At 34.8% G+C, this 20,598-nt stretch carries 18 protein-coding genes; 11 read left to right on the top strand and 7 right to left on the bottom strand.

What is annotated here, in order from left to right; all coding sequences use genetic code 11:
* Positions 1-132: 132 nt before the first annotated feature.
* Both A9G37_RS08195 and A9G37_RS08190 read right to left on the bottom strand, forming a co-directional pair.
* Entirely contained in the window at positions 133-1,476 is a 1,344-nt protein-coding gene (locus A9G37_RS08195; RefSeq protein WP_065575203.1) for an ATP-binding protein, read from the bottom strand.
* Positions 1,473-2,201: a winged helix-turn-helix domain-containing protein gene (locus A9G37_RS08190; protein WP_065575202.1), complete on the bottom strand. Its 729-nt coding sequence runs from the start codon at positions 2,199-2,201 to the stop codon at positions 1,473-1,475. Before A9G37_RS08190 ends, A9G37_RS08195 begins: the two co-directional genes overlap by 4 nt.
* Positions 2,202-2,359: 158 nt before the next feature.
* Between A9G37_RS08190 and A9G37_RS08185 the strand changes: the two genes are divergently transcribed.
* The 4 genes from A9G37_RS08185 to A9G37_RS08170 are packed head-to-tail and all read left to right on the top strand — an operon-like array spanning position 2,360 to position 4,693.
* A complete protein-coding gene (locus A9G37_RS08185) occupies positions 2,360-3,088 on the top strand; it encodes an MtnX-like HAD-IB family phosphatase (RefSeq protein ID WP_065575209.1) in 729 nt (242 codons plus the stop codon).
* Positions 3,089-3,100: 12 nt separating this feature from the next.
* Positions 3,101-3,934 (top strand): alpha/beta hydrolase, encoded by an 834-nt coding sequence (locus A9G37_RS08180; protein WP_065575201.1) that lies wholly within the window; start codon positions 3,101-3,103, stop codon positions 3,932-3,934.
* Positions 3,934-4,290, top strand: coding sequence for an EamA family transporter (locus tag A9G37_RS08175; RefSeq protein WP_034914277.1), 357 nt, complete (start codon positions 3,934-3,936; stop codon positions 4,288-4,290). Before A9G37_RS08180 ends, A9G37_RS08175 begins: the two co-directional genes overlap by 1 nt.
* Position 4,291: 1 nt before the next feature.
* On the top strand, positions 4,292-4,693 hold the full coding sequence (locus A9G37_RS08170) for a DMT family transporter (RefSeq protein WP_065575200.1): 402 nt from the start codon (positions 4,292-4,294) through the stop codon (positions 4,691-4,693).
* A gap of 77 nt (positions 4,694-4,770) precedes the next feature.
* Here A9G37_RS08170 and A9G37_RS08165 read toward each other — a convergent pair whose 3' ends face one another.
* The 3 genes from A9G37_RS08165 to A9G37_RS08155 form a co-directional block, all read right to left on the bottom strand.
* The gene (locus A9G37_RS08165) at positions 4,771-5,643 is read right to left on the bottom strand and encodes an arginase family protein (protein ID WP_065560839.1); all 873 of its coding nucleotides are present in this window, start codon (positions 5,641-5,643) and stop codon (positions 4,771-4,773) included.
* Positions 5,640-6,689, bottom strand: a complete 1,050-nt coding sequence (locus A9G37_RS08160) for a GNAT family N-acetyltransferase (protein WP_065575199.1) — start codon at positions 6,687-6,689, stop codon at positions 5,640-5,642. The genes A9G37_RS08165 and A9G37_RS08160 overlap by 4 nt, the downstream gene beginning before the upstream one ends.
* A 73-nt stretch (positions 6,690-6,762) precedes the next feature.
* A complete protein-coding gene (locus A9G37_RS08155; RefSeq protein WP_141671132.1) occupies positions 6,763-8,172 on the bottom strand; it encodes an aspartate aminotransferase family protein in 1,410 nt (469 codons plus the stop codon).
* A gap of 180 nt (positions 8,173-8,352) precedes the next feature.
* On the opposite strand from A9G37_RS08155, the gene A9G37_RS08150 reads away from it, so the two are divergent.
* The 7 genes from A9G37_RS08150 (at position 8,353) to gyrB (ending at position 17,626) form a co-directional block, all read left to right on the top strand.
* Complete coding sequence (locus tag A9G37_RS08150; RefSeq protein ID WP_065575198.1) at positions 8,353-9,102, top strand: MipA/OmpV family protein; 750 nt, start codon at positions 8,353-8,355, stop codon at positions 9,100-9,102.
* A 116-nt stretch (positions 9,103-9,218) separates the two neighbouring features.
* Positions 9,219-10,127 (top strand): recombination-associated protein RdgC, encoded by a 909-nt coding sequence (locus A9G37_RS08145; protein WP_065575197.1) that lies wholly within the window; start codon positions 9,219-9,221, stop codon positions 10,125-10,127.
* A gap of 195 nt (positions 10,128-10,322) precedes the next feature.
* Positions 10,323-11,408 carry a porin OmpA gene (ompA, locus tag A9G37_RS08140; RefSeq protein ID WP_065575196.1) on the top strand — a complete coding sequence of 362 codons (1,086 nt, stop codon included), beginning with the start codon at positions 10,323-10,325 and terminating at the stop codon, positions 11,406-11,408.
* 164 nt (positions 11,409-11,572) lie between these two features.
* Complete coding sequence (gene dnaA / locus A9G37_RS08135; protein WP_065575195.1) at positions 11,573-12,931, top strand: chromosomal replication initiator protein DnaA; 1,359 nt, start codon at positions 11,573-11,575, stop codon at positions 12,929-12,931.
* A 15-nt stretch (positions 12,932-12,946) separates the two neighbouring features.
* Complete coding sequence (gene dnaN / locus A9G37_RS08130) at positions 12,947-14,050, top strand: DNA polymerase III subunit beta (RefSeq protein ID WP_065575194.1); 1,104 nt, start codon at positions 12,947-12,949, stop codon at positions 14,048-14,050.
* 48 nt (positions 14,051-14,098) lie between these two features.
* The gene (recF, locus tag A9G37_RS08125) at positions 14,099-15,172 is read left to right on the top strand and encodes a DNA replication/repair protein RecF (protein ID WP_065575193.1); all 1,074 of its coding nucleotides are present in this window, start codon (positions 14,099-14,101) and stop codon (positions 15,170-15,172) included.
* Positions 15,173-15,214: 42 nt separating this feature from the next.
* The gene (gene gyrB, locus A9G37_RS08120; protein WP_065575192.1) at positions 15,215-17,626 is read left to right on the top strand and encodes a DNA topoisomerase (ATP-hydrolyzing) subunit B; all 2,412 of its coding nucleotides are present in this window, start codon (positions 15,215-15,217) and stop codon (positions 17,624-17,626) included.
* A 367-nt stretch (positions 17,627-17,993) separates the two neighbouring features.
* Here the strand turns inward: gyrB and A9G37_RS08115 are convergent, their stop codons facing one another.
* Both A9G37_RS08115 and tuf read right to left on the bottom strand, forming a co-directional pair.
* On the bottom strand, positions 17,994-18,956 hold the full coding sequence (locus tag A9G37_RS08115; RefSeq protein WP_065575191.1) for an aldo/keto reductase: 963 nt from the start codon (positions 18,954-18,956) through the stop codon (positions 17,994-17,996).
* Between the two features lie 460 nt (positions 18,957-19,416).
* Positions 19,417-20,598 (bottom strand): elongation factor Tu (gene tuf / locus A9G37_RS08110; protein ID WP_065575190.1); only part of this gene is annotated, 1,182 nt, incomplete at its 5' end.

Raw genomic sequence — 20,598 nt, 5'->3', positions numbered from 1 at the left:
TTTGATTAAACCCTGCTATTTTTAACAAAAAAACATATTTTTTTGGGAAAAACACAAAAACAAAAAATCGAATAAAATCAACGCTCTATCGAAAGTTTTTTTTTTTTTGCTAAAAAATATAACTGATTATATTTATTCATCACCTGATTTTAACGAAACCACAAATCTTGCTCCACCTAGTGGGCTAGTGACAACAAAAGCTTTACCATTATGAAATTCTGCCATAAGTTTTACATAAGCTAGACCTAAGCCATAGCCACCCGTAGTTCGAGTTCTACTAGTATCAAGCCTTGCAAACGGCATAAATATTTTTTCACGCGCATCAAAAGGAATACCAGCACCATCATCATCGATTTCAAGGATGATTCGATTTTCTTGTTTTGTGATATTTAAAACTGCTTTATGTGCAGCATATTTAAAAGCATTTAGTAACAAATTTTTAACTATGGTTTCAACTAAATTAGTATCAATCATTGCATATGCTTCTTGGCTATTACAAGTTAGTTCAAATCCTTTTGGTTTAAATAATGTTAGGGATTGGCAAACTTTTTCACTCCACTGTTTTAATGATACCCTCGTGAAGTTTAGTTCAATATTGCTTTGCTGCATTTTAAAGTAATTTAAACTAGCATTAATTAATGTCTCAAGTTCATTAATATCATCACTCATGCCTTTTTGTAGCGCAAATCTCTCCTTTTCATCGGTTGAATCTTCAAGCATACTAAGTTCAAATCGCATACGGGCAAGAGGAGTACGTAATTCATGAGCCATTGCATGTGAGATTGTTTGATTGGTACCAACTAGATGTTCAATATGCGTTCCCATATTATTTAAAACATTTGCTAGTGGCTTAAATAACCAACCTTTAACATTTTCGGTTCGGGCTTTTAAATTACCTTGTCCTAACTGCTCGGCAGTTTGTCTGATATTAACTAGATCCTTCCATACGGCACTAAAAGCCATATAAATTAAAATAAAAAAAACAATAGCACTAAACAAAGCCCAAATAACAAGAAAGATGGTCAATGACATAGTATTGGATGCCAAAATATCCCGCATTACAATCGGACCTAATTGAAGCAAATTACCATCTTTTAAATCTATATAAACAACCTCATTATCACCATCATAAGAAAATCCAAGTTTTTTTAACTCGTTAAGTACAGTATCAGGTAACGGTGTGTTAATTGGTAACACTTCGATAGGGTAACCAAAATAAGGTTGCAATTCATTAACCACTTCTTGAAGGGAACGATCTTTATGTTCTTTAATTTGCATACGAATCAGATTCACTGTACCTCGTTGAGATTCACGAAATACGACATGATCATCTGGCATATCGGTTAATGATGAAGGTAATGAATCAAAAACCAATAAAGCGCCATAAGCAATAATACTTTGCAATAAAAGTAAAATAACTAGATAAAATACAATACGGCGATTAAAAAACAACGGCTTGGCTAATAGTTGACTCAATGATTTTCTCCTTCTCGCATAAATAAATAGCCTTTTCCTCGCACTGTTTTGATGCGAGATGGATTATCTGGATCATCAAGTAATTTACGACGAAGTCTTGAAACACGAGCATCAATAGAACGATCACTACCATCAAAATCGATCCCTCTTACTTGAGAAAAAATATCATCTCGAGAAAGAATTGCCCCAGCATTATAAGCAAGCAACCATAGCAGATCGAATTCGGCAGTGGTTAAATCAATTTCTTGCTCGTGCAAGAGTACCTTTCGGTTTTCACCGTCTATGACTAGATTATCAAATATTAAAGTTTTATTATTCTGTGGTAAAACAAACTCTTTCGTATTGTCTTTGTCGGTTTCTATCTGTTTCCGTCGTAATAAAGCTCGTATTCGCGCTAGTAATAATCTGGGTTCAACTGGTTTTGCTAAATAATCATCCGCTCCCAATTCAAGCCCAACAATTTCATCAATATTATCTTCACTTGCTGTCATGATCAGTATAAAATTACTAAACCATGTACGAATATCTCGACAAATATCAAAACCTGTTTTTACAGGTAACATTACATCTAAAATAACTATATCGGGATTAAGTTGTTGAATCTTTTCTTCTGCCCCTTCGCCACTATTATGCCATTCAACAAGATATCCTTGCCGAATTAGATAAACTTGAATTAAATTGGCTAAGCGCTGATCATCTTCAATGATTAATATACGTTCACTCATTATCTGTTCTCGATTACTGTAGCTTGTACCTAGAGATACCTCATTATACAGATAATTCTTTTCCCGTTACAAAATATATACAAAGAGGCTACAAAGTTTATAGCCACTCTATGAGAGAATTTACGCCAATATCTATAAATAGACTATTTTTTATCAAAATGAATACTTTTTCATCAATAGCAAACCAACTTTTTCATCCATCTTATCCACAAAATCACACGCCAATTGTTTTGTGTGATTTTGATGGTACGATTAGTGTTAAAGATGTCACCGATACTTTACTAAGCCACTTTGGTCAAAATGGTTGTGATGAGCTTGAAGAATTGTGGGTTAACGGTAAAATTGGCTCTCAAGAATGTATGAGTAAACAAATTGCATTAATGGATGCAAGCTTAGATGAACTCAATCAAGTTTTATCACAAATTGAAATTGACCCAGATTTTAAATCTTTTATTCATTATACAGAACAGAACAATATTCCCGTACATGTGCTCAGCGACGGTTTAGATTATGCCATTGAGTTTATTTTAAAACGTCATGGTATTGAACATTTACCTATTTTTGCTAATAAATTGATGCATAATAATGCACGCAGTTGGCGCCTTGAGTTTCCTTATGCAAATAAGGACTGTATTAAGCAAAGTGGCAATTGCAAATGTAATCATGTAAAAAAACAACAGCACTTTTCGCAAATATTATATGTTGGTGACGGCACATCAGACTATTGCGTATCACATAATGTTGATTTCGTTTTTGCCAAAGACAAGTTAGTTAATTATTGTGAAAAAAATAAAATTGAACATTGTAAGATTACTAGTTTCGCAGATGTAACCTCGGCATTAAAACAGGCGCAACATGCTGTTATCCCTGTCATGATGGTAAAATAATAAGGAATATTAATGAGTACAATTCAAGATTTATCTTACTTTCTACCAGGTAACAAAAATGGCGTACTTTTGATTCATGGTTTAACTGGTACCCCCAATGAAATGCGCATTTTAGCTAATGGATTAAATAAAGCTGGATTTACTGTTTATGCAATCCAATTAGCTGGGCATTGTGGTACTGAAGAAGATCTGTGTAAAACAACATGGCAAGATTGGTATAAAAGCGTACAAAATGGCGCAGATTATTTAGCACAGCATGTAGATAATGTTTTTGTTGCTGGATTATCAATGGGTGCGCTACTTGCACTAAAACTTGCTGCCGATAGACCTGAACAAATTAAAGGTGTTGGTGTTTTAGCCCCCACATTTTGTTATGATGGTTGGAGTATGCCATTTTGGGCAAAAAAACTTTTCTTCTTATTAGTCTATTTTAAAAAATTGGGTATTTTTCAAAAAAAGATTTTCATTGAAAAACCACCCTATGGACTTAAAGATGAACGCATTCGCGCAGTAGTGTCCGAAAGCATGTTAAGTGGCGATGCGGCATCAGCAGGGCTTGCTGGTAACCCGTTTCCTGCACTTGCCGAAATGCAGTTATTGGCAAAAGAGATGCGCAAACAATTACCTAAAGTAATTTCGCCTTGTTTAATTATGCATTCAGGCAATGATGATATCGCCAATATAGAAACTAATGCCAAATTGGTTGAAAAATCGGTATCAGGCTCAACAAAATTAGTGGTATTAAATGATAGTTATCATTTAATTACTATTGACAGCCAACGTCGTGAAGTGATCAAAGAGTGTGCATCGTTCTTTGATAATATCGCAGAAGGAATAAAAGCATAATGTCACCATTAGTTATTATACTTTGGATTAGTAATATCTGTTTTGATACTCTAGGACAAGTCGCTTTTAAATTTGCAGCCATCGCACCAAATAATCGCGATGGTTGGTACTACTGGCTAGATTTATCGAAAAATAAGTGGATTTGGGTTGGTGTTATATCTTATATTGCTGAATTTTTATTATGGTTAGCCTTTTTAACCTTAGTCCCTCTTTCTCAAGGCGTATTACTTGCTTCATTTAATATCATTACGATTATGTTAGTTGGTCGAATTATTTTTAAAGAATTGCTAACCATTTATCGCTTAATTGGGATGCTATTAATCACTGCTGGTGTCATTTTTGTAGGAATGTCTTAATATGGCTAGATTTTATTTAATTGGCTTTTCTGTATTGCTTTTTTTTGACACAATTGCGCAATGTAGTTTTAAATTAACGGCTATCGAAGCTCAACCATTAGAAATGAGTATTCAATGGTTAATTCGAGTATTTACCAATCCTTGGATTTATATTTCAATAGTGGGATATATTCTTACTTTCTTCACTTGGATGACATTATTAAAAAAAGCACCTGTAGGCCCTGCTTTTGCTGCATCACATTTTGAAGTTGTGACAGTTATGATTGTTTCAATCTGGTTATTTCACGAACCTATTACATTATTCAAGTTTATAGGTGCAATATTAATTGTTTCAGGTATTCTCTTTTTAGCTTTAGCAGAAAGTAAATTATCTAAACAAAATTTACACAATCATCAACATTAAATTCTGATCACAATAATGGGAAGGTAGGTAAGGCTTTATACCTAAAATACCTGCTTTCCTAAAACTTTTTTGCCAGTTTATACTGCTAATGCCTTTAATAAGGTTAAATTAAGTTGATGTTGCTCTCGTTGCCAATTGATAAGCTTATCTGGCGATATGGTAGGTTGTTTATCGAGCGAACTGAGTAAACGTTTGAACCAATTTGATGGCTGCCATATAGATAGCTCTCCCGTAATATCACTACCAATAATTCTAGGCTTTATTGATGATATAGTATCAAGAATATGATATGTTTGTAGCTTACCTTGATCCCAATTGGTATGAATTACATCTTCGCTCAATGCATCTTTATCAATCGATAAGTAAACGGGTTGTGCACTGTGATACTGTTCTGATAAAAAGCTCGCAATAAGATCATCTGGTGTTGCAAAATGTCGAAAAGCGTGCCCTAAACCAATTTTTTTTGCCCATGCAACATTAACCTCCAAGCTCCAATAAGTCAACTTTTTATGAAAAAGCGTTGACCATCTATTTTCCCAAAAATGAAAAAGCCCAATATCATGAGACGTAATACCAAGTACATGTACATGACTAACAAAAGGCAAACTTGCCACATAACTAACCCATGAACCACAATGAATACCAAACAAATATCGCATATTGTCTGGATGATTATCAAAAATTACGACTTGAATTGGATTCTCGGCAGAGTATTGTTTAGCTAGATTTTCAATCAGTAATAATGAAATATGGTGATAATCACCACTACCCATTAATACCGTGCCATGGCTTTCAGGTAAAGATTGCTGTAACACATCATTAAATTGGTGAAATTTTTTCTTAGTACAACCAAAACGAATCGCATCTTGCCATTGGGTAAAATCAATCGTTTTAGCATGACAAATTTCACCAACACTTCTATCAAAATTGAGAATAATAGGACATGTCATGTTACTTTCTCCTTGTCACTTTCAAAATGACCAATGAATCTACGCAATACGGTTCTTAATAATGGGTTGCGAATATAGACAAGATGTTTAGTAAAGGTGAATTTTGCACCTAACGAAGCTTTTACTTCGGGATCAGTCCAACCTGCAATATAGTGACTAAAACCTTGCTGTAAAGCATATTCAAGATTAACAAACCAACTTATAAAATAGAGATTAAGTTCCCTTGCCTGTGGATAAACCATACCGATATATTTATCAACTAGCATATTATTAACAACAAAACAAATATTGAACCCCACCAACCTATCATTATAGTGATAAGTCACTATATGTGCATTTTGGATTTTGCATTGTAATAGTTGGGTAAAAAACGGTTTGGTCAATAAGTCAAAATGTATTTCACTTTGCTGATAAACATTAAGATACAATTGATAATACTCATCTAGAACAGTATCATCAAAAAAACAATCATCACCACTATGCAAAACATTAATATTTAATTTTTCACGTGATCTTAATTTTCTTCTAAAATTTTTACGTCGGCTATAAGAAAACCGTAAAAAAACCTCGTCCATATTTGCAAAGTCAATCGGAACCCAAGCTAATGCCTGCCCTTCAACTTCGATAAAACCATTTTCTTTTAATGACGAAATAAAATGCATTGAATAATGGTTGTCTTTTTCGTTTAGTAAAGGAGACGCAACAGGAATATCTTTAACAATAAAAAAAGGATACTGCTTAGCATAAGCTGCTTTAAGGTGTTCAGCCAATTGATTCGCATCAACGTTATCAGTTAATAATGCATATTCCGAAACAGTAGCACCAACAAAACAAGTATGAGGTTTTAAATAACGTCGCCATTTATTATAAAAAGGAAATTTCTGAACTTTATGCCTGAAATCATCATCTGCAGTGGTAAGAAGATCAAACTTAGCAGAAAAAATAGGCACACCATCTTCGCTCAGCCAAACTGAAAAATCTTGCGGAGGATGGGCTAAAAAATTGTCTATTAATTCATTAGGTTCTAACTGATTAATGTATTTCATAAGGTAAATCTATGATTGGCTGTAACACATAATCTCGCCAATAGACATTGACGGGATTATGAAGATCAAACAATTAAAGTTCTTTTTTCGCTCGGGTAATTAACTGATCTAGAAGTTCAATACCTTGATCAATTTCCTGACGTGAAATGTGTAATGATGGTGCAAAAGTAATCACATTTTTATAGTAACCACCAATATCAAGCACTAATCCCATTTTGGTACCTTTCCAATCAAGATCACCTGACATACCAATATCAACCATTTTGTCAACTAAGGCTTTATTAGCCGTAAAGCCATCTTCTGTACAAATTTCTGCGCGAAGTGCCAAGCCTAAACCATCAACTTCACCAATTTCTTTATGTTTCTTCTCAAGTGTTTTTAAACCCTCAAGAAAATAAGCACCACTATCCATTACCATTTTTTCGTAATCTGTTTCAGAAGTCATTTTTAATACTTCAAGACCAACAGCTGTACCTAATGGATTTGATGCAAAAGTTGAGTGGGTTGAGCCAACTGGGAATACTTGAGGATTGATTAATTCTTCACGCGCCCATAAACCACCTAGTGGATTAAGACCATTAGTTAATGCTTTAGCAAAAACAACAACATCAGGTTTAACATCAAAGTGTTCAATTGACCAAAGTTTACCTGTACGATAAAAGCCCATTTGGATTTCATCAACCACCAATAAAATACCATACTGATCTAAAACTTTTTTAAGTCCTTTAAAGTAATTACGAGGAGGAACAATATAACCACCTGTTGCCTGTAAAGGTTCAGCATAGAACGCTGCATATTCAGCTTGCCCAACTTTTGGATCCCAAACACCGTGGTATTCAGTTTCAAATAAACGCGCAAATTCTGCGACTAAATGTTCACCATACTCTTCTGCTGTCATGCCTTTTGGACGACGAAAAGGATATGGGAAAGGAACAAACATCGCACGATCACCAAAATGACCATAGCGACGACGATAACGATAACTTGAAGTAATTGATGAAGCACCTAAAGTTCTACCATGGTATCCACCTTGGAAAGCGAACATTAATGATTTACCACCAGTAGCATTACGAACAACTTTTAAAGAGTCTTCAATACACTGTGAACCACCTACATTGAAATGTACCCGCCCTTCATAACCAAATCGCTTTTCCATACCTTGAGCAATAGTTTTAGCTAATTCAATTTTAGTTGGGTGTAAATATTGGCTAGCACATTGTGGTAAGGTATCAATTTGCTTTTTAAGAACATTGTTTAAACGTTCATTGGCATAACCGAAGTTACATGCAGAATACCACATTTGTAGATCAAGGAAAGCTTTGCCTTCTTTGTCATACATATAACTACCTTCACAACCATCAAAAATTTTCGGTGGTTCTACATAATGCACTGTATCACCGAAAGAACAATATTTTGCCTCATCTGCTAACAAAGTAGCATCATCAGGACGGCTATTAATCATTTCTAAAGTTGGTTTACTCATAAGTTGTCTCACTAATTGATATTCAAATATGATAAAATGTGGCATTATTATTCAGGAAATTTGTTTGTTACAATGTACAATTAATGTATAGATTGTGTGACGACAAAATTAACTATCAATAAGATATAAAATTAGCATAAATAACGACAGGTGATCACCTTTTATATATGGGTATGAAAAATGAAAAAAACATTTTGTACACTTTCTATTTTATCAGTAATAACTTTAGGAGCTACCCAAATTGCATTAGCTGATTTCACCTCTATCGGGGGTGGTGTTGGTTGGAGTAATTCACCGTATAAAAGTTATAGTGCTAATTATTACCCTATTCCTCATATTGATTATGATAATGGCCTATTTTTTATCGATGACCTGTCAGCTGGTATTTATGCTTATAATCAGGACAATCAAAGCGTGTCTATTGGCGCACGTTATTTATCTAACGAATTTAAGCCACATGATTCAGATAACCACCAATTAAGGCTACTTGATAGCCGCCATTCAACATTACTTGCAGAAATCGAGTATTCTATTGATACCAGTTGGGGAAGTTTTTCGAGTAGTGTAGGAACTGATGTATTAAATGAAAGTAATAGTATTTTAGTAAATACTGATTATACCGTTCCTTATATGCAAGGCAATTTGATTGTTGCGCCCACCATCGGTATAAATTGGGCTAATAATAAGCACAACAATTATTATTATGGTGTTTCACATAAAGAAACCTCTCGTTCAGGATTACGATACTTTAATGCTGATGCGTCATTAACACCTTATGCTGAAATAGCTACACAATATTCATTAACCCAAAATATTGCGACATTTGGTGGTGTTCATATTGACAAGCTAACTGGTGATGCTGCGGATAGTCCAATGATGGATAATAGCACAGTAACCTCGATTTATATGGGTGTATCTTATAGTTTCTAATAAATATACATTTATACTCAATAACCAAATAATGACAGCCTATTATTCTCTATAAGTTGTTACTTATTTAAACAATGATAACCCTTATTATTACAAAATGCAGGAAATAGAAAAATATGCCTTGGTTTAAAAATACCATAATTTACCAACTTAATAGCGACACGTTACTTAATAAAGATGCAATAGAAAAAGCACTAAAGTCTCACCCTTTTACTCCATGTGGTAATCTAGACACCACAAAAATGGGCTGGGTTTCGCCTTATCATGATAATAATCAAGATGATTTTATAGTTGATATGCAAGGGCATTTATTATTACGGATCAAAAAAGAAACAAAAATATTACCAGCCCCCGTAATAAAACAAGCTTTATTAGAAAAAATTGATAAACAAGAACAAGCACTAAGCAGAAAATTAACTAAAAACGAAAAAGCGACTTTAAAAGATGAAGTTATGATTGATCTAATGCCAAGGGCTTTTAGTAAATATAATCATTATTGGTTATGGTTAGATACACATAATAAACGCATTATTATTGACTGCAGTAACTTTAAACAATCAGAAGATATATTAGCGATTTTACGTAAAGAGCTTGGCTCACTCGCTTTAACCCCTTTATCGATTGATAAGCCGCTTGAGCAGGTTATGACCACATGGGCTAAAGAAAACTTAAAATTCCCACCATTTTTATTAGGCGATCAAGCTGAACTAAAAGATCCTCTTGAAGGGAATGGAATTATTAGCTGTAAAAATCAAGAAATCACCAGTGATGAAATGCGTGTCCATTTCGATTCAGGGAAATGGATCACTAAAATTAAAATTATTGATGAAAGAGGCGTTTGCTTTATTGTTAATAGTGATCTAACATTTAAACGAATTAAGTTCGATTCTATTATTTTAGATGAAAACGAAAATATCGGTTCAGATGAATTTGATAAAAGATTAGAAGCTGACTTCTTTATTATGGCTAATACATTAGCAAATACTATTAGTGACTTTTATATAACAATTAACAAAATTATTTGATAAAATTATCTAAATTTTTTTATTGTAACTGCAATAACTATAGATTTGCCTATTATCTATGCTATACTTGATAGCAGATTATGGGTAACATAATTATATAAAAATAAGTATTATTCTTTTTAATTTAAATGAATTTTAAACAATAAAAAGAAACTAAACATCGTCTATAACAATATATTAAGTTGAGGCAATAAAATGAAAAAAACTACTCTAGCTCTAGCTATCGCCGTTGCAAGTTTAACAGCTACTGCAGCTAATGCATCATACGAAGACAACACTTTCTATACAGGTGCTAAATTAGGTTGGTCAGAGCTTTATCGATTAGATGCACATAAAGTTCGTGGCTTTGATAAAGATGAAGTTGGTATTAAAACTTCAAATCGTAGCAATGTTGCTGGCGGTGCTTTCCTTGGTTTCCAAGCAAACCCATATTTAGCATTTGAGTTAGGTTATGATTGGTTAGGTTCTGCTAAATATAAAAGAACTTGGACTGATGATAAGACTAAAGCGGGTAATAGCAAACTTTCTGCGCAAGGCGTTTCATTAACTGGTAAATTAAGCTATCCTATCATTGACGATCTAGATATTTATGGTCGTGCTGGTGGTATGGTTACTATCGCTAAATGGAAGAATGATAATAAAGAAAGATACGGACGTGGCGGCACAAAAACCGACCTATCTCCAGTTTATGCATTAGGTCTTGACTATCGTTTCGACGAAGACTTCTCTACTCGTTTAGAGTATCAATACGTTCAACATATTCATACTAAAAGTAAAGCAACTCCAGACGTAGGTACTGTAAGCTTAGGTATTACTTATCGTTTAGGTTCTCCTGCTACTCCAGCACCTGTTGAATTAAAAACTGAAGTAAACCGTTATGTATTAAATGAAGATGTACTATTTGCTTATGCGAAAGCTGACTTAAAAGAAGAAGGTCGCCAAGCATTAGACAACTTATTAACAAATCTTGTTAAACTTAACCCAACTGAAAGTGCTATCGTGGTAATTGGTCATACTGACCGTATCGGTTCAGTTAGTTATAACCAAAAACTATCAGAACAACGTGCTAACTCAGTAATGAAATATTTAATTGCTAAAGGTGTTCCTTCTAGCCTAATTAGCGCTCGTGGCATGGGTAAATCTCAACCAGTTACTGGTACAAAATGTAATGCTCTTCGTGGTGCTAACTTAAAAGCTTGTTTAGCTCCAGATCGTCGTGTTGAAATTGAAGTTAAAGCACTTAATGAGAAAGAAGTTCAAGTAACTAATGAAACAAATTAATTTTTTGTTATTTAGATTCATCATTAAGACCCGGTTAAAAGCCGGGTTTTCTTATTTTTATTGTTAACAACTAAATTAAATATTACCTTAGATCTACAAATTATCCACAAAAAAGATTATAATACTTCACGATATTGTTAGTAAGCAAAGTTAAAGGAGTTGCCGTGCCTACCGCTATTTGGCAAGATTGCCTTTCTCAATTACAAGAAGAAATCCCCACAACAGAATTCAACTTATGGATTCGCCCGTTGCAAGTGGAATTGGTTAATAATAAACTCTATATCTATGCGCCCAATAGATTTGTCCTAGATTGGGTAAGAAATAAATATTTAACTACTATTTCTCAACTATTAAATAAACTAATTAGTGACGATTCTCTAAAATTATTTCTTGAAGTTGGTTCAACCATATCCGCAGATAAAAAAGAACAAAGTAACCAAAAGAAAGCAGAAGTTGTTCCAGCATGGAAAACAACAAAAGAAACCAATAATAATCATGTGTATCATTCAGGTATTAATCATAAGCACACTTTTAATAGTTTTGTTGAGGGTAAATCAAACCAACTTGCTGTTGCTGCGGCAAAACAAGTAGCTGAAAATCCAGGAAAAGCATATAATCCACTATTCTTATATGGTTCCACAGGTTTAGGCAAAACACATTTATTACATGCAGTTGGCAATCAAATAATGACAAAAAAAGCCAACGCCAAAGTTGTTTACATGCATTCCGAGCGCTTTGTGCAAGATATGGTCAAAGCACTACAAAATAACGCTATCGAAGAATTTAAAAATTACTACCGTTCTGTTGATGCTTTACTTATCGATGACATTCAATTTTTTGCAAATAAAGAGCGCTCTCAAGAAGAATTTTTCCACACCTTTAACTCTTTATTAGAGGGTAATCAACAAATTATTTTAACGTCGGATCGCTATCCTAAAGAAATTAATGGCGTTGAAGACCGGTTAAAATCACGTTTTGGTTGGGGACTAACCATTGCAATTGAGCCTCCAGAACTAGAAACACGGGTTGCAATTTTAATGAAAAAAGCTGAAGAAAATCATATTAAATTACCTGAAGAAGTCGCTTTTTTTATTGCTAAACGATTACGATCTAATGTTCGTGAATTAGAAGGTGCTCTTAATCGGGTTATCGCCAATGCTAATTTTACTGGTAAGGCTATTACCATTGATTTTGTTAAAGATGCCTTAAAAGATTTACTCGCTTTACAAGAAAAACTTATCACCATTGAAAATATACAAAAGACAGTTGCCGAATATTATAAAATTAAAGTATCAGATTTACTTTCTAAACGTCGTTCTCGTTCTGTGGCAAGACCACGGCAAGTAGCAATGGCGCTTGCCAAAGAGCTCACAAATAAAAGCCTACCTGAAATCGGTGACGGCTTTGGTGGAAGAGATCACACAACGGTATTACATGCATGTAGAAAGATCGCCGAGTTAAAAGAAGAAAGTAATAACATTAAAGAAGATTACTCCAATTTAATTCGAACATTATCAACTTAAAAAAGAATCAATACTATGAAATTTATTATAGATCGTGAAAAACTAATAAAACCATTACAACTTGTAAGTGCACCATTAAGTAGTCGCCCTACACTACCAATTTTGGGTAATTTATTATTACAAGTGAGTGATAACACGCTATCGATGACAGGAACTGATCTTGAAATAGAGATGATATCTCATCTACCATTAGTTGAACCAAGTGAACCAGGTGCAACAACCGTGCCAGCAAGAAAGTTTCTTGATATCTGTCGAAACTTACCTAATGATGCCAAAATTTCGATAAGCGTTGACGATAACCGATTGATGATTCAATCAGGACGTAGTAAATTTTCATTATCAACATTACCAGCTACCGATTTCCCAAATTTAGAAAATTGGCAAAGTGATGTTGAACTTTCAGTTCCACAAAAAACCATTAAACGCCTTATTGATGCAGTACAATTTTCAATGGCGAATCAAGACGTAAGATATTACCTAAATGGTATGTTATTTGAAATTGAAGATGGTTTACTAAAATCAGTTGCAACAGATGGACATCGATTAGCTTTATGCGCACAACCTATTGAACAAGATACTAAAACTAATCATTCTGTCATTTTACCAAGAAAAGGGGTACTAGAGCTTGCAAAACTGGTTAGTGATAACGAAGAATTAATCAATATGCAAATTGGTAATAATAACTTACGAGTTAATCTTGGTGATTTCACTTTCACATCAAAACTCATTGATGGAAGATTCCCTGACTACAAACGAGTATTACCACGCAATCCAGATAAACCACTTGAAGTATCTTGCGAAGAACTCAGAAACGCTCTATCAAGAGTTGCGATCTTATCTAATGAAAAATTCCGAGGTATTCGACTTTATGTCCATAACAATCAAATAAAGATTACAGCAAACAACCCAGAACAAGAAGAAGCAGAAGAAGTTATTGACGTAAAATATGAATCAGCAGAACTTGAAATTGGCTTCAATGTAACCTATCTACTTGATATATTAAACACATTGAAATGTGATAGCGTACAACTGTTATTAACCGATGCAACATCAAGTGTACAAATAGAAGATATCAATAATCAAACAGCAACTTATGTTGTTATGCCAATGCGCTTATAATCCAATCTTACTTAAGATTCCGGCTTCGTCCGGAATAATTTAAAGCATATGACTCTTTCAATAATTAAAGTTCATCATTTTCGTAATATTAGTTATGCACAGTTGTCTTTATCGCCACACTTCAACTTCATTGTTGGTGATAACGGGAGTGGAAAAACGAGCTTACTTGAAGCTATTTATATGCTTGGTCATGGTCGTGCATTTAGACATACTCAATCTAATCGAATTATTCAACACGAACAGCCAGAACTAGTATTATTCAGCGAACTAAACACAGCCAATCAACAAAATCACTCAATTGGGCTTGCTAAATCGCGTAATAATGATAATAAAATCAGAATAGATGGAGATGAAGGTTATCGATTAACCGATTTAGCCAAATTATTACCCATTCAACTAATTACACCTGAAGGATTTGATTTATTGACTGGTGGACCTAAATATCGCCGAGCATTTATTGATTGGGGATGTTTTCATCACCATCCTGAATTTATTTATTTATGGAACAATTTAAAGCGTTTATTTAAACAACGCAATGCATTATTAAAACAATCCCATAGCTATAATCAATTATTACCTTGGGACAAAGAACTTGCGCCCATTGCTGAAAAAATTAGTCACATTAGAAAGGATTACTCACAACATATTTTTCCTGAAATTATACAAACATGCCATGATTTTTTACCCGAATACCAACTTAATTGCCAATATTACCAAGGTTGGGAGCAGGATACTGATTATGCCGAAATATTACACAAACAGTATGAACGAGACAAACTCCTTAACTACACATCGATCGGACCACATAAAGCAGATATTCGATTACGTGTTCACAACATTCCAGTTGAAGATTTGTTATCACGTGGTCAATTAAAATTATTAATGTGCGCATTACGTTTATCTCAAGGTGAATATTACTCCAAGCAAAATACCCAAGCTTGTATCTACCTACTTGATGATTTCGCATCTGAATTAGATAACAATAAACGTGAATTGTTAGCCAAACGTTTAAAACAAGCTAATTCACAAGTATTTATAACTGCAGTTAACCAATCGCAAATTACCCATATGATCGATGAAAATGATAAGATTTTTCACATAAAATCTGGTATAATTTCGTAAATATACAGAACGATATAAACAATCAAAAAAGTCGAGAAATCCATGTCCAATTCTTATGATTCTTCTAGCATTAAAGTACTCAAAGGGCTTGATGCTGTCCGAAAACGTCCAGGTATGTATATTGGTGATACTGATGATGGTACAGGACTTCACCATATGGTTTTTGAAGTTGTTGATAATGCCATAGATGAAGCATTAGCTGGATATTGTCACCATATTGAAGTAACAATCCACCCTGATAACTCTGTTTCTGTACGTGACGATGGTCGTGGTATTCCAACAGGTATTCATGAAGAAGAAGGTATTTCAGCAGCAGAAGTTATCATGACCGTATTGCATGCTGGCGGTAAATTTGATGATAATTCTTACAAAGTATCTGGTGGTTTGCATGGTGTTGGTGTTTCCGTTGTTAACGCCTTATCAGATAAATTAGAATTGGTCATTTATCGTGATGGAAAAATTCACCAACAAATTTATCAATTAGGTGTACCACAAGCGCCCCTAAAAGTAATTGGAGAAACATCTGAATCTGGCACCTATGTACGCTTCTGGCCAAGCCCAGAAACATTTACCAATATTGAGTTTGTCTACGAAATATTAGCAAAACGCCTACGAGAATTATCATTCTTAAACTCAGGCGTATCAATAAGATTAATTGATGAGCGCACAGGCAAAAATGATCATTATCATTACGAAGGTGGCATTCAAGCGTTTGTTGAATACTTAAATAAAAATAAAAATCCTATTCATCCTAAAATATTTTATTTTAGCACAGAAAAAGACGGTATTGGTGTTGAAGTGGCACTACAATGGAACGATGGTTACCAAGAAAACATCTATTGCTTTACTAACAACATTCCACAACGAGATGGTGGTACTCACTTAGCAGGTTTCCGCGGAGCAATGACGCGCACATTAAACAACTACATGGAAGCTGAAGGATACAGCAAAAAAGCCAAGATCAGCGCCACAGGCGATGATGCTCGTGAGGGTTTAATAGCGGTAGTATCAGTTAAAGTACCTGACCCTAAATTCTCATCACAAACCAAAGACAAATTAGTATCATCAGAAGTAAAATCCGCCGTTGAATCTGTAATGGGAGAAAAGTTAACAGAATATCTACTTGAAAACCCAAGTGATGCCAAAATTGTTGTCGGAAAAATCATCGATGCCGCAAGAGCACGAGAAGCCGCCCGTAAAGCGCGCGAAATGACACGTCGAAAAGGCGCCTTAGACTTAGGCGGATTACCAGGTAAACTTGCTGATTGCCAAGAAAAAGACCCAGCTTTATCTGAATTATACTTAGTGGAAGGAGACTCTGCGGGGGGCTCAGCAAAACAGGGCCGCAACCGCAAAAATCAAGCAATCTTACCGCTTAAAGGTAAAATTTTAAATGTCGAAAAAGCCCGTTTTGACAAAATGCTCTCATCTCAAGAAGTCGGAACACTAATTACCGCATTAGGTTGTGGAATTGGCCGTGATGAATATAACCCGGACAAAATGCGTTACCACAGCATTATTATCATGACCGATGCCGACGTTGATGGCTCGCATATTCGAACGTTATTATTAACATTCTTCTACCGACAAATGCCAGAAATCATTGAGCGAGGTTATGTTTATATTGCACAACCACCTTTATACAAAGTCAAAAAAGGCAAACAAGAACAATATATCAAAGATGATGAGGCAATGACGCAATTTCAAATTGCCTTAGCGCTTGAAGATGCATCGTTACATGTCAATGATCATGCACCTGCACTTGCAGGCGAAGCATTAGAAAGACTAATTGCTGAATATCAAAAAGTCGAAAAACTTATTACAAAAATGGAACGTCGCTATCCAAAAGCGTTGTTATCGGAATTGGTTTATCATGATGTATTAAACGAAAGTATTTTACAAAACCAACAACAGGCCGAAAATTGGGCAAAAACCCTTGTTGAAAAACTATCAAATAAAGAACAACATGGTAGCAGTTACCTTTATTCAGCTGAATATAATGAAAAAGCACAGCTATATGTGCCAAGCATTAAAGTAAAAACTCATGGTGTAGATACTAATTATCCATTAGATCAAGTTTTCATCCATAGTAATGAATACCGTAATATCTGCCACCTTGGTACACAATTAAAAGATCTACTTGAAGACAGCGCCTTTATTCAACGAGGAGAACGCAAACAACCCGTAGAATCTTTTGATGAAGCTGTTGATTGGTTAATTAAAGAATCACGTCGTGGATTAACTATTCAGCGTTATAAAGGACTAGGTGAAATGAACCCAGAACAGTTATGGGAAACCACAATGGATCCAACCAGTCGTCGCATGTTGCAAGTCACCATAAAAGATGCAATTGAAGCGGATCAATTATTTACCACATTAATGGGTGATGAAGTTGAGCCACGCCGACTATTTATTGAGGAAAATGCCCTTAAAGCGGCGAATTTAGATTTTTAAATATTGTCGTGATAAAAAGTAAAAAAATCAGACATAATGTCTGGTTTCAGATTGATGACAATGAACTCGCTTTTTGGCGAGTTCTTTGATCTAATAGAGAGGAGTCCATTATAAGAGGAATTCTTCTATGCTAAAAAAACAACTCCAGCGACTCTGTGATTGCGGTTATTTTTAAATGCTTGCTTGATACGTTAAATAGAGAATGGGTATATTCTCTTTTATTGTTGGAATAAAACTAATTAGCTGTGTCAGAAAACTTAACTACTACATTAGGGAGGGACAAATTCCCCCAAAATCATACTGCTATTTATTTCATCAAATGGCTAAAAAGTTTGCTAACTTCTTCGTAATCATCTTATTTCACAAATTAAAGCGCCCCAACAATACGATGTGGTATGTATTGTTCTTCTAAATATTCAATATCTTCCTCCGATAAAAATACTTTAAGTGATCCAACAGCATCATCGAGATAATTGGTTTTAGTTGCACCAATAATTGGTGAAGTGACTCCTTTAGCAAATTGCCAAGCTAATGCTATTTGTGTCATGGTTACTTCATATTTTTGTGCAAGTTCATTAACTCTTTGCACAATGCTGACATCAGCTTTTTGCGTGCCATCATATTTAGACTTGGCGACTTGATCGGTTTGGCTGCGTAAGGTGTTGGTTTTCCATGCTAGGCGAGCAAGCCTGCCTGCAGCTAAAGGGCTATATGGTGTTAAAGAGACATTGAATTGTTGGCAGATAGGGATAAGCTCGCGTTCATCTTCACGGTAAAGTAAATTGTAGTGATTTTGCATAGAAATAAAAGGCGTCCAACCATTTTGCTTTGCCACAAGTTGCATGTTATAAAATTGGTATCCATACATAGCCGAAGCTCCTAAAGCTCTGACTTTTCCTGCCTTGACAAGATTGTGTAAAGCTTGCATTGTTTCTTCCATTGGTGTTGTATCGTCAAAGCGATGAATGATGTATAAATCAACATAGTCAGTGCCAAGTCGTTTAAGCGATCCGTCTATTTCCCTTTCAATTGCGGTTTTTGATAGGTGTCCTTCGTTAAAATAGACTTTTGTTGCCAATATGACTTTGTCGCGAGCGATATTTTTTTTGATTGCCCGTCCTAAATATTCTTCGCTTGTACCGGCAGAATAAGTGTTGGCAGTGTCAATAAAATTAATTCCTAAATCTAGTGCATGTTTAATAATTGTTTCGCTTTGATCGGGATTAAGTGTCCATGCATGCATTTTACTGGCAGGATCACCAAAACTCATACATCCTAAACAAAGACGAGACACTTTAATCTCAGAGTTACCAAGTTGTAAATATTCCATAAAATCCTCCCTTGTAAAAATTAATTTGAATAAACTTTATCCTTCTAACAATAAGCGAATAATATATTTTCGATAAATTATTCTAACCCTTATATTTATTGAAATAAATAAGTTTCTAATTGATAGTATCATGAATTAAATTCACTAATAACAACCTTATGTATAACTGTAAATAGTGAAATTTATTTTTAATATCAATGATGTACTAAAAACATGCTAGATAAATTAGTAAAAGTATTAATAGACATTTAGAATAATTGGCTAAAGGCTTTCTTTTAACGGAAATATGTTCGAGGCTTGACGTTTTATAATGCTGTAGAAAATATAAGGTTACTGCGGTTAGTTAACTTTAAGTATATATGAAATTATTGATTAAAAAATAAAAAAGGCACACCTAAATGCACCTTTTTTACTGATTATAAAGAGCATCAATAGTTGCTCTTTATTACGGTAAGTTTGATTACTTAATAACTTTAGCAACAACACCCGCACCAACAGTACGACCACCTTCACGAATCGCAAAACGTAAGCCGTCTGCCATTGCGATTGGGTGAATTAATGATACTGTCATTTTGATGTTATCTCCAGGCATTACCATTTCTACACCTTCTGGTAATTCGATAGTACCTGTTACGTCAGTTGTACGGAAGTAGAACTGTGGACGGTAACCTTTGAAGAATGGAGTGTGACGACCACCTTCATCTTTGCTTAAAATATACACTTCTGATTCAAAATCAGTATGTGGAGTGATTGAACCTGGTTTTGCAAGTACTTGACCACGTTCGATTTCTTCACGTTTTGTACCACGTAGTAATACACCAACGTTTTCACCTGCACGACCTTCGTCAAGTAATTTACGGAACATTTCAACACCAGTACAAGTTGTTTTAGTGGTTGGCTTGATACCAACAATTTCAACTTCTTCACCAACTTTGATTACACCGCGTTCAACACGACCAGTTACTACTGTACCACGTCCTGAAATTGAGAATACGTCTTCAATTGGTAATAGGAATGGTTTGTCGATATCACGCTCTGGCTCTGGAATATAGCTATCTAATGCTTCTGCTAATTCAACAATTTTGTCTTCCCATGCTGCATCGCCTTCTAACGCTTTAAGCGCAGAACCACGAATGACTGGTGTATCATCACCTGGGAAATCATATTGAGATAGAAGTTCACGTACTTCCATTTCAACTAATTCTAATAATTCTTCGTCATCAACCATATCACATTTATTTAAGAATACGATGATGTAAGGAACACCTACTTGACGACCTAAAAGGATGTGTTCACGAGTTTGTGGCATAGGACCATCTGTTGCTGCTACTACTAAGATAGCACCGTCCATTTGTGCCGCACCAGTGATCATGTTTTTAACATAGTCAGCATGGCCTGGGCAGTCTACGTGTGCGTAGTGACGAGTTGGTGTATCGTATTCAACGTGTGAAGTGTTGATGGTAATCCCACGTGTTTTTTCTTCTGGTGCGTTATCGATTTGATCGAATGCACGAGCTTGACCGCCGTATTTTTTAGCAAGTACAGCTGTAATTGCAGCAGTTAAAGTTGTTTTACCGTGGTCAACGTGGCCGATTGTACCAACGTTAACGTGGGGTTTTGTACGTTCAAATTTTTCTTTAGA

The sequence above is a fragment of the Gilliamella sp. GillExp13 genome (assembly GCF_001690815.1).
Taxonomy (GTDB): Bacteria; Pseudomonadota; Gammaproteobacteria; order Enterobacterales; family Orbaceae; genus Gilliamella; species Gilliamella bombi.
This window is presented reverse-complemented; position numbering and strand designations above follow the sequence as displayed.

Excerpts from the sequence above, each read along its gene's own strand:
- gyrB (WP_065575192.1), top strand. The coding sequence starts at position 15,215 with ATGTCCAATTCTTATGATTCTTCTAGCATTAAAGTACTCAAAGGGCTT.
- A9G37_RS08190 (WP_065575202.1), bottom strand. The coding sequence starts at position 2,201 with ATGAGTGAACGTATATTAATCATTGAAGATGATCAGCGCTTAGCCAAT.
- A9G37_RS08160 (WP_065575199.1), bottom strand. The coding sequence starts at position 6,689 with ATGAAATACATTAATCAGTTAGAACCTAATGAATTAATAGACAATTTT.
- A9G37_RS08150 (WP_065575198.1), top strand. The coding sequence starts at position 8,353 with ATGAAAAAAACATTTTGTACACTTTCTATTTTATCAGTAATAACTTTA.
- A9G37_RS08165 (WP_065560839.1), bottom strand. The coding sequence starts at position 5,643 with ATGACATGTCCTATTATTCTCAATTTTGATAGAAGTGTTGGTGAAATT.
- A9G37_RS08155 (WP_141671132.1), bottom strand. The coding sequence starts at position 8,172 with ATGAGTAAACCAACTTTAGAAATGATTAATAGCCGTCCTGATGATGCT.
- A9G37_RS08170 (WP_065575200.1), top strand. The coding sequence starts at position 4,292 with ATGGCTAGATTTTATTTAATTGGCTTTTCTGTATTGCTTTTTTTTGAC.
- A9G37_RS08185 (WP_065575209.1), top strand. The coding sequence starts at position 2,360 with ATGAATACTTTTTCATCAATAGCAAACCAACTTTTTCATCCATCTTAT.
- A9G37_RS08145 (WP_065575197.1), top strand. The coding sequence starts at position 9,219 with ATGCCTTGGTTTAAAAATACCATAATTTACCAACTTAATAGCGACACG.
- A9G37_RS08180 (WP_065575201.1), top strand. The coding sequence starts at position 3,101 with ATGAGTACAATTCAAGATTTATCTTACTTTCTACCAGGTAACAAAAAT.
- A9G37_RS08175 (WP_034914277.1), top strand. The coding sequence starts at position 3,934 with ATGTCACCATTAGTTATTATACTTTGGATTAGTAATATCTGTTTTGAT.
- A9G37_RS08115 (WP_065575191.1), bottom strand. The coding sequence starts at position 18,956 with ATGGAATATTTACAACTTGGTAACTCTGAGATTAAAGTGTCTCGTCTT.
- recF (WP_065575193.1), top strand. The coding sequence starts at position 14,099 with ATGACTCTTTCAATAATTAAAGTTCATCATTTTCGTAATATTAGTTAT.
- dnaN (WP_065575194.1), top strand. The coding sequence starts at position 12,947 with ATGAAATTTATTATAGATCGTGAAAAACTAATAAAACCATTACAACTT.
- ompA (WP_065575196.1), top strand. The coding sequence starts at position 10,323 with ATGAAAAAAACTACTCTAGCTCTAGCTATCGCCGTTGCAAGTTTAACA.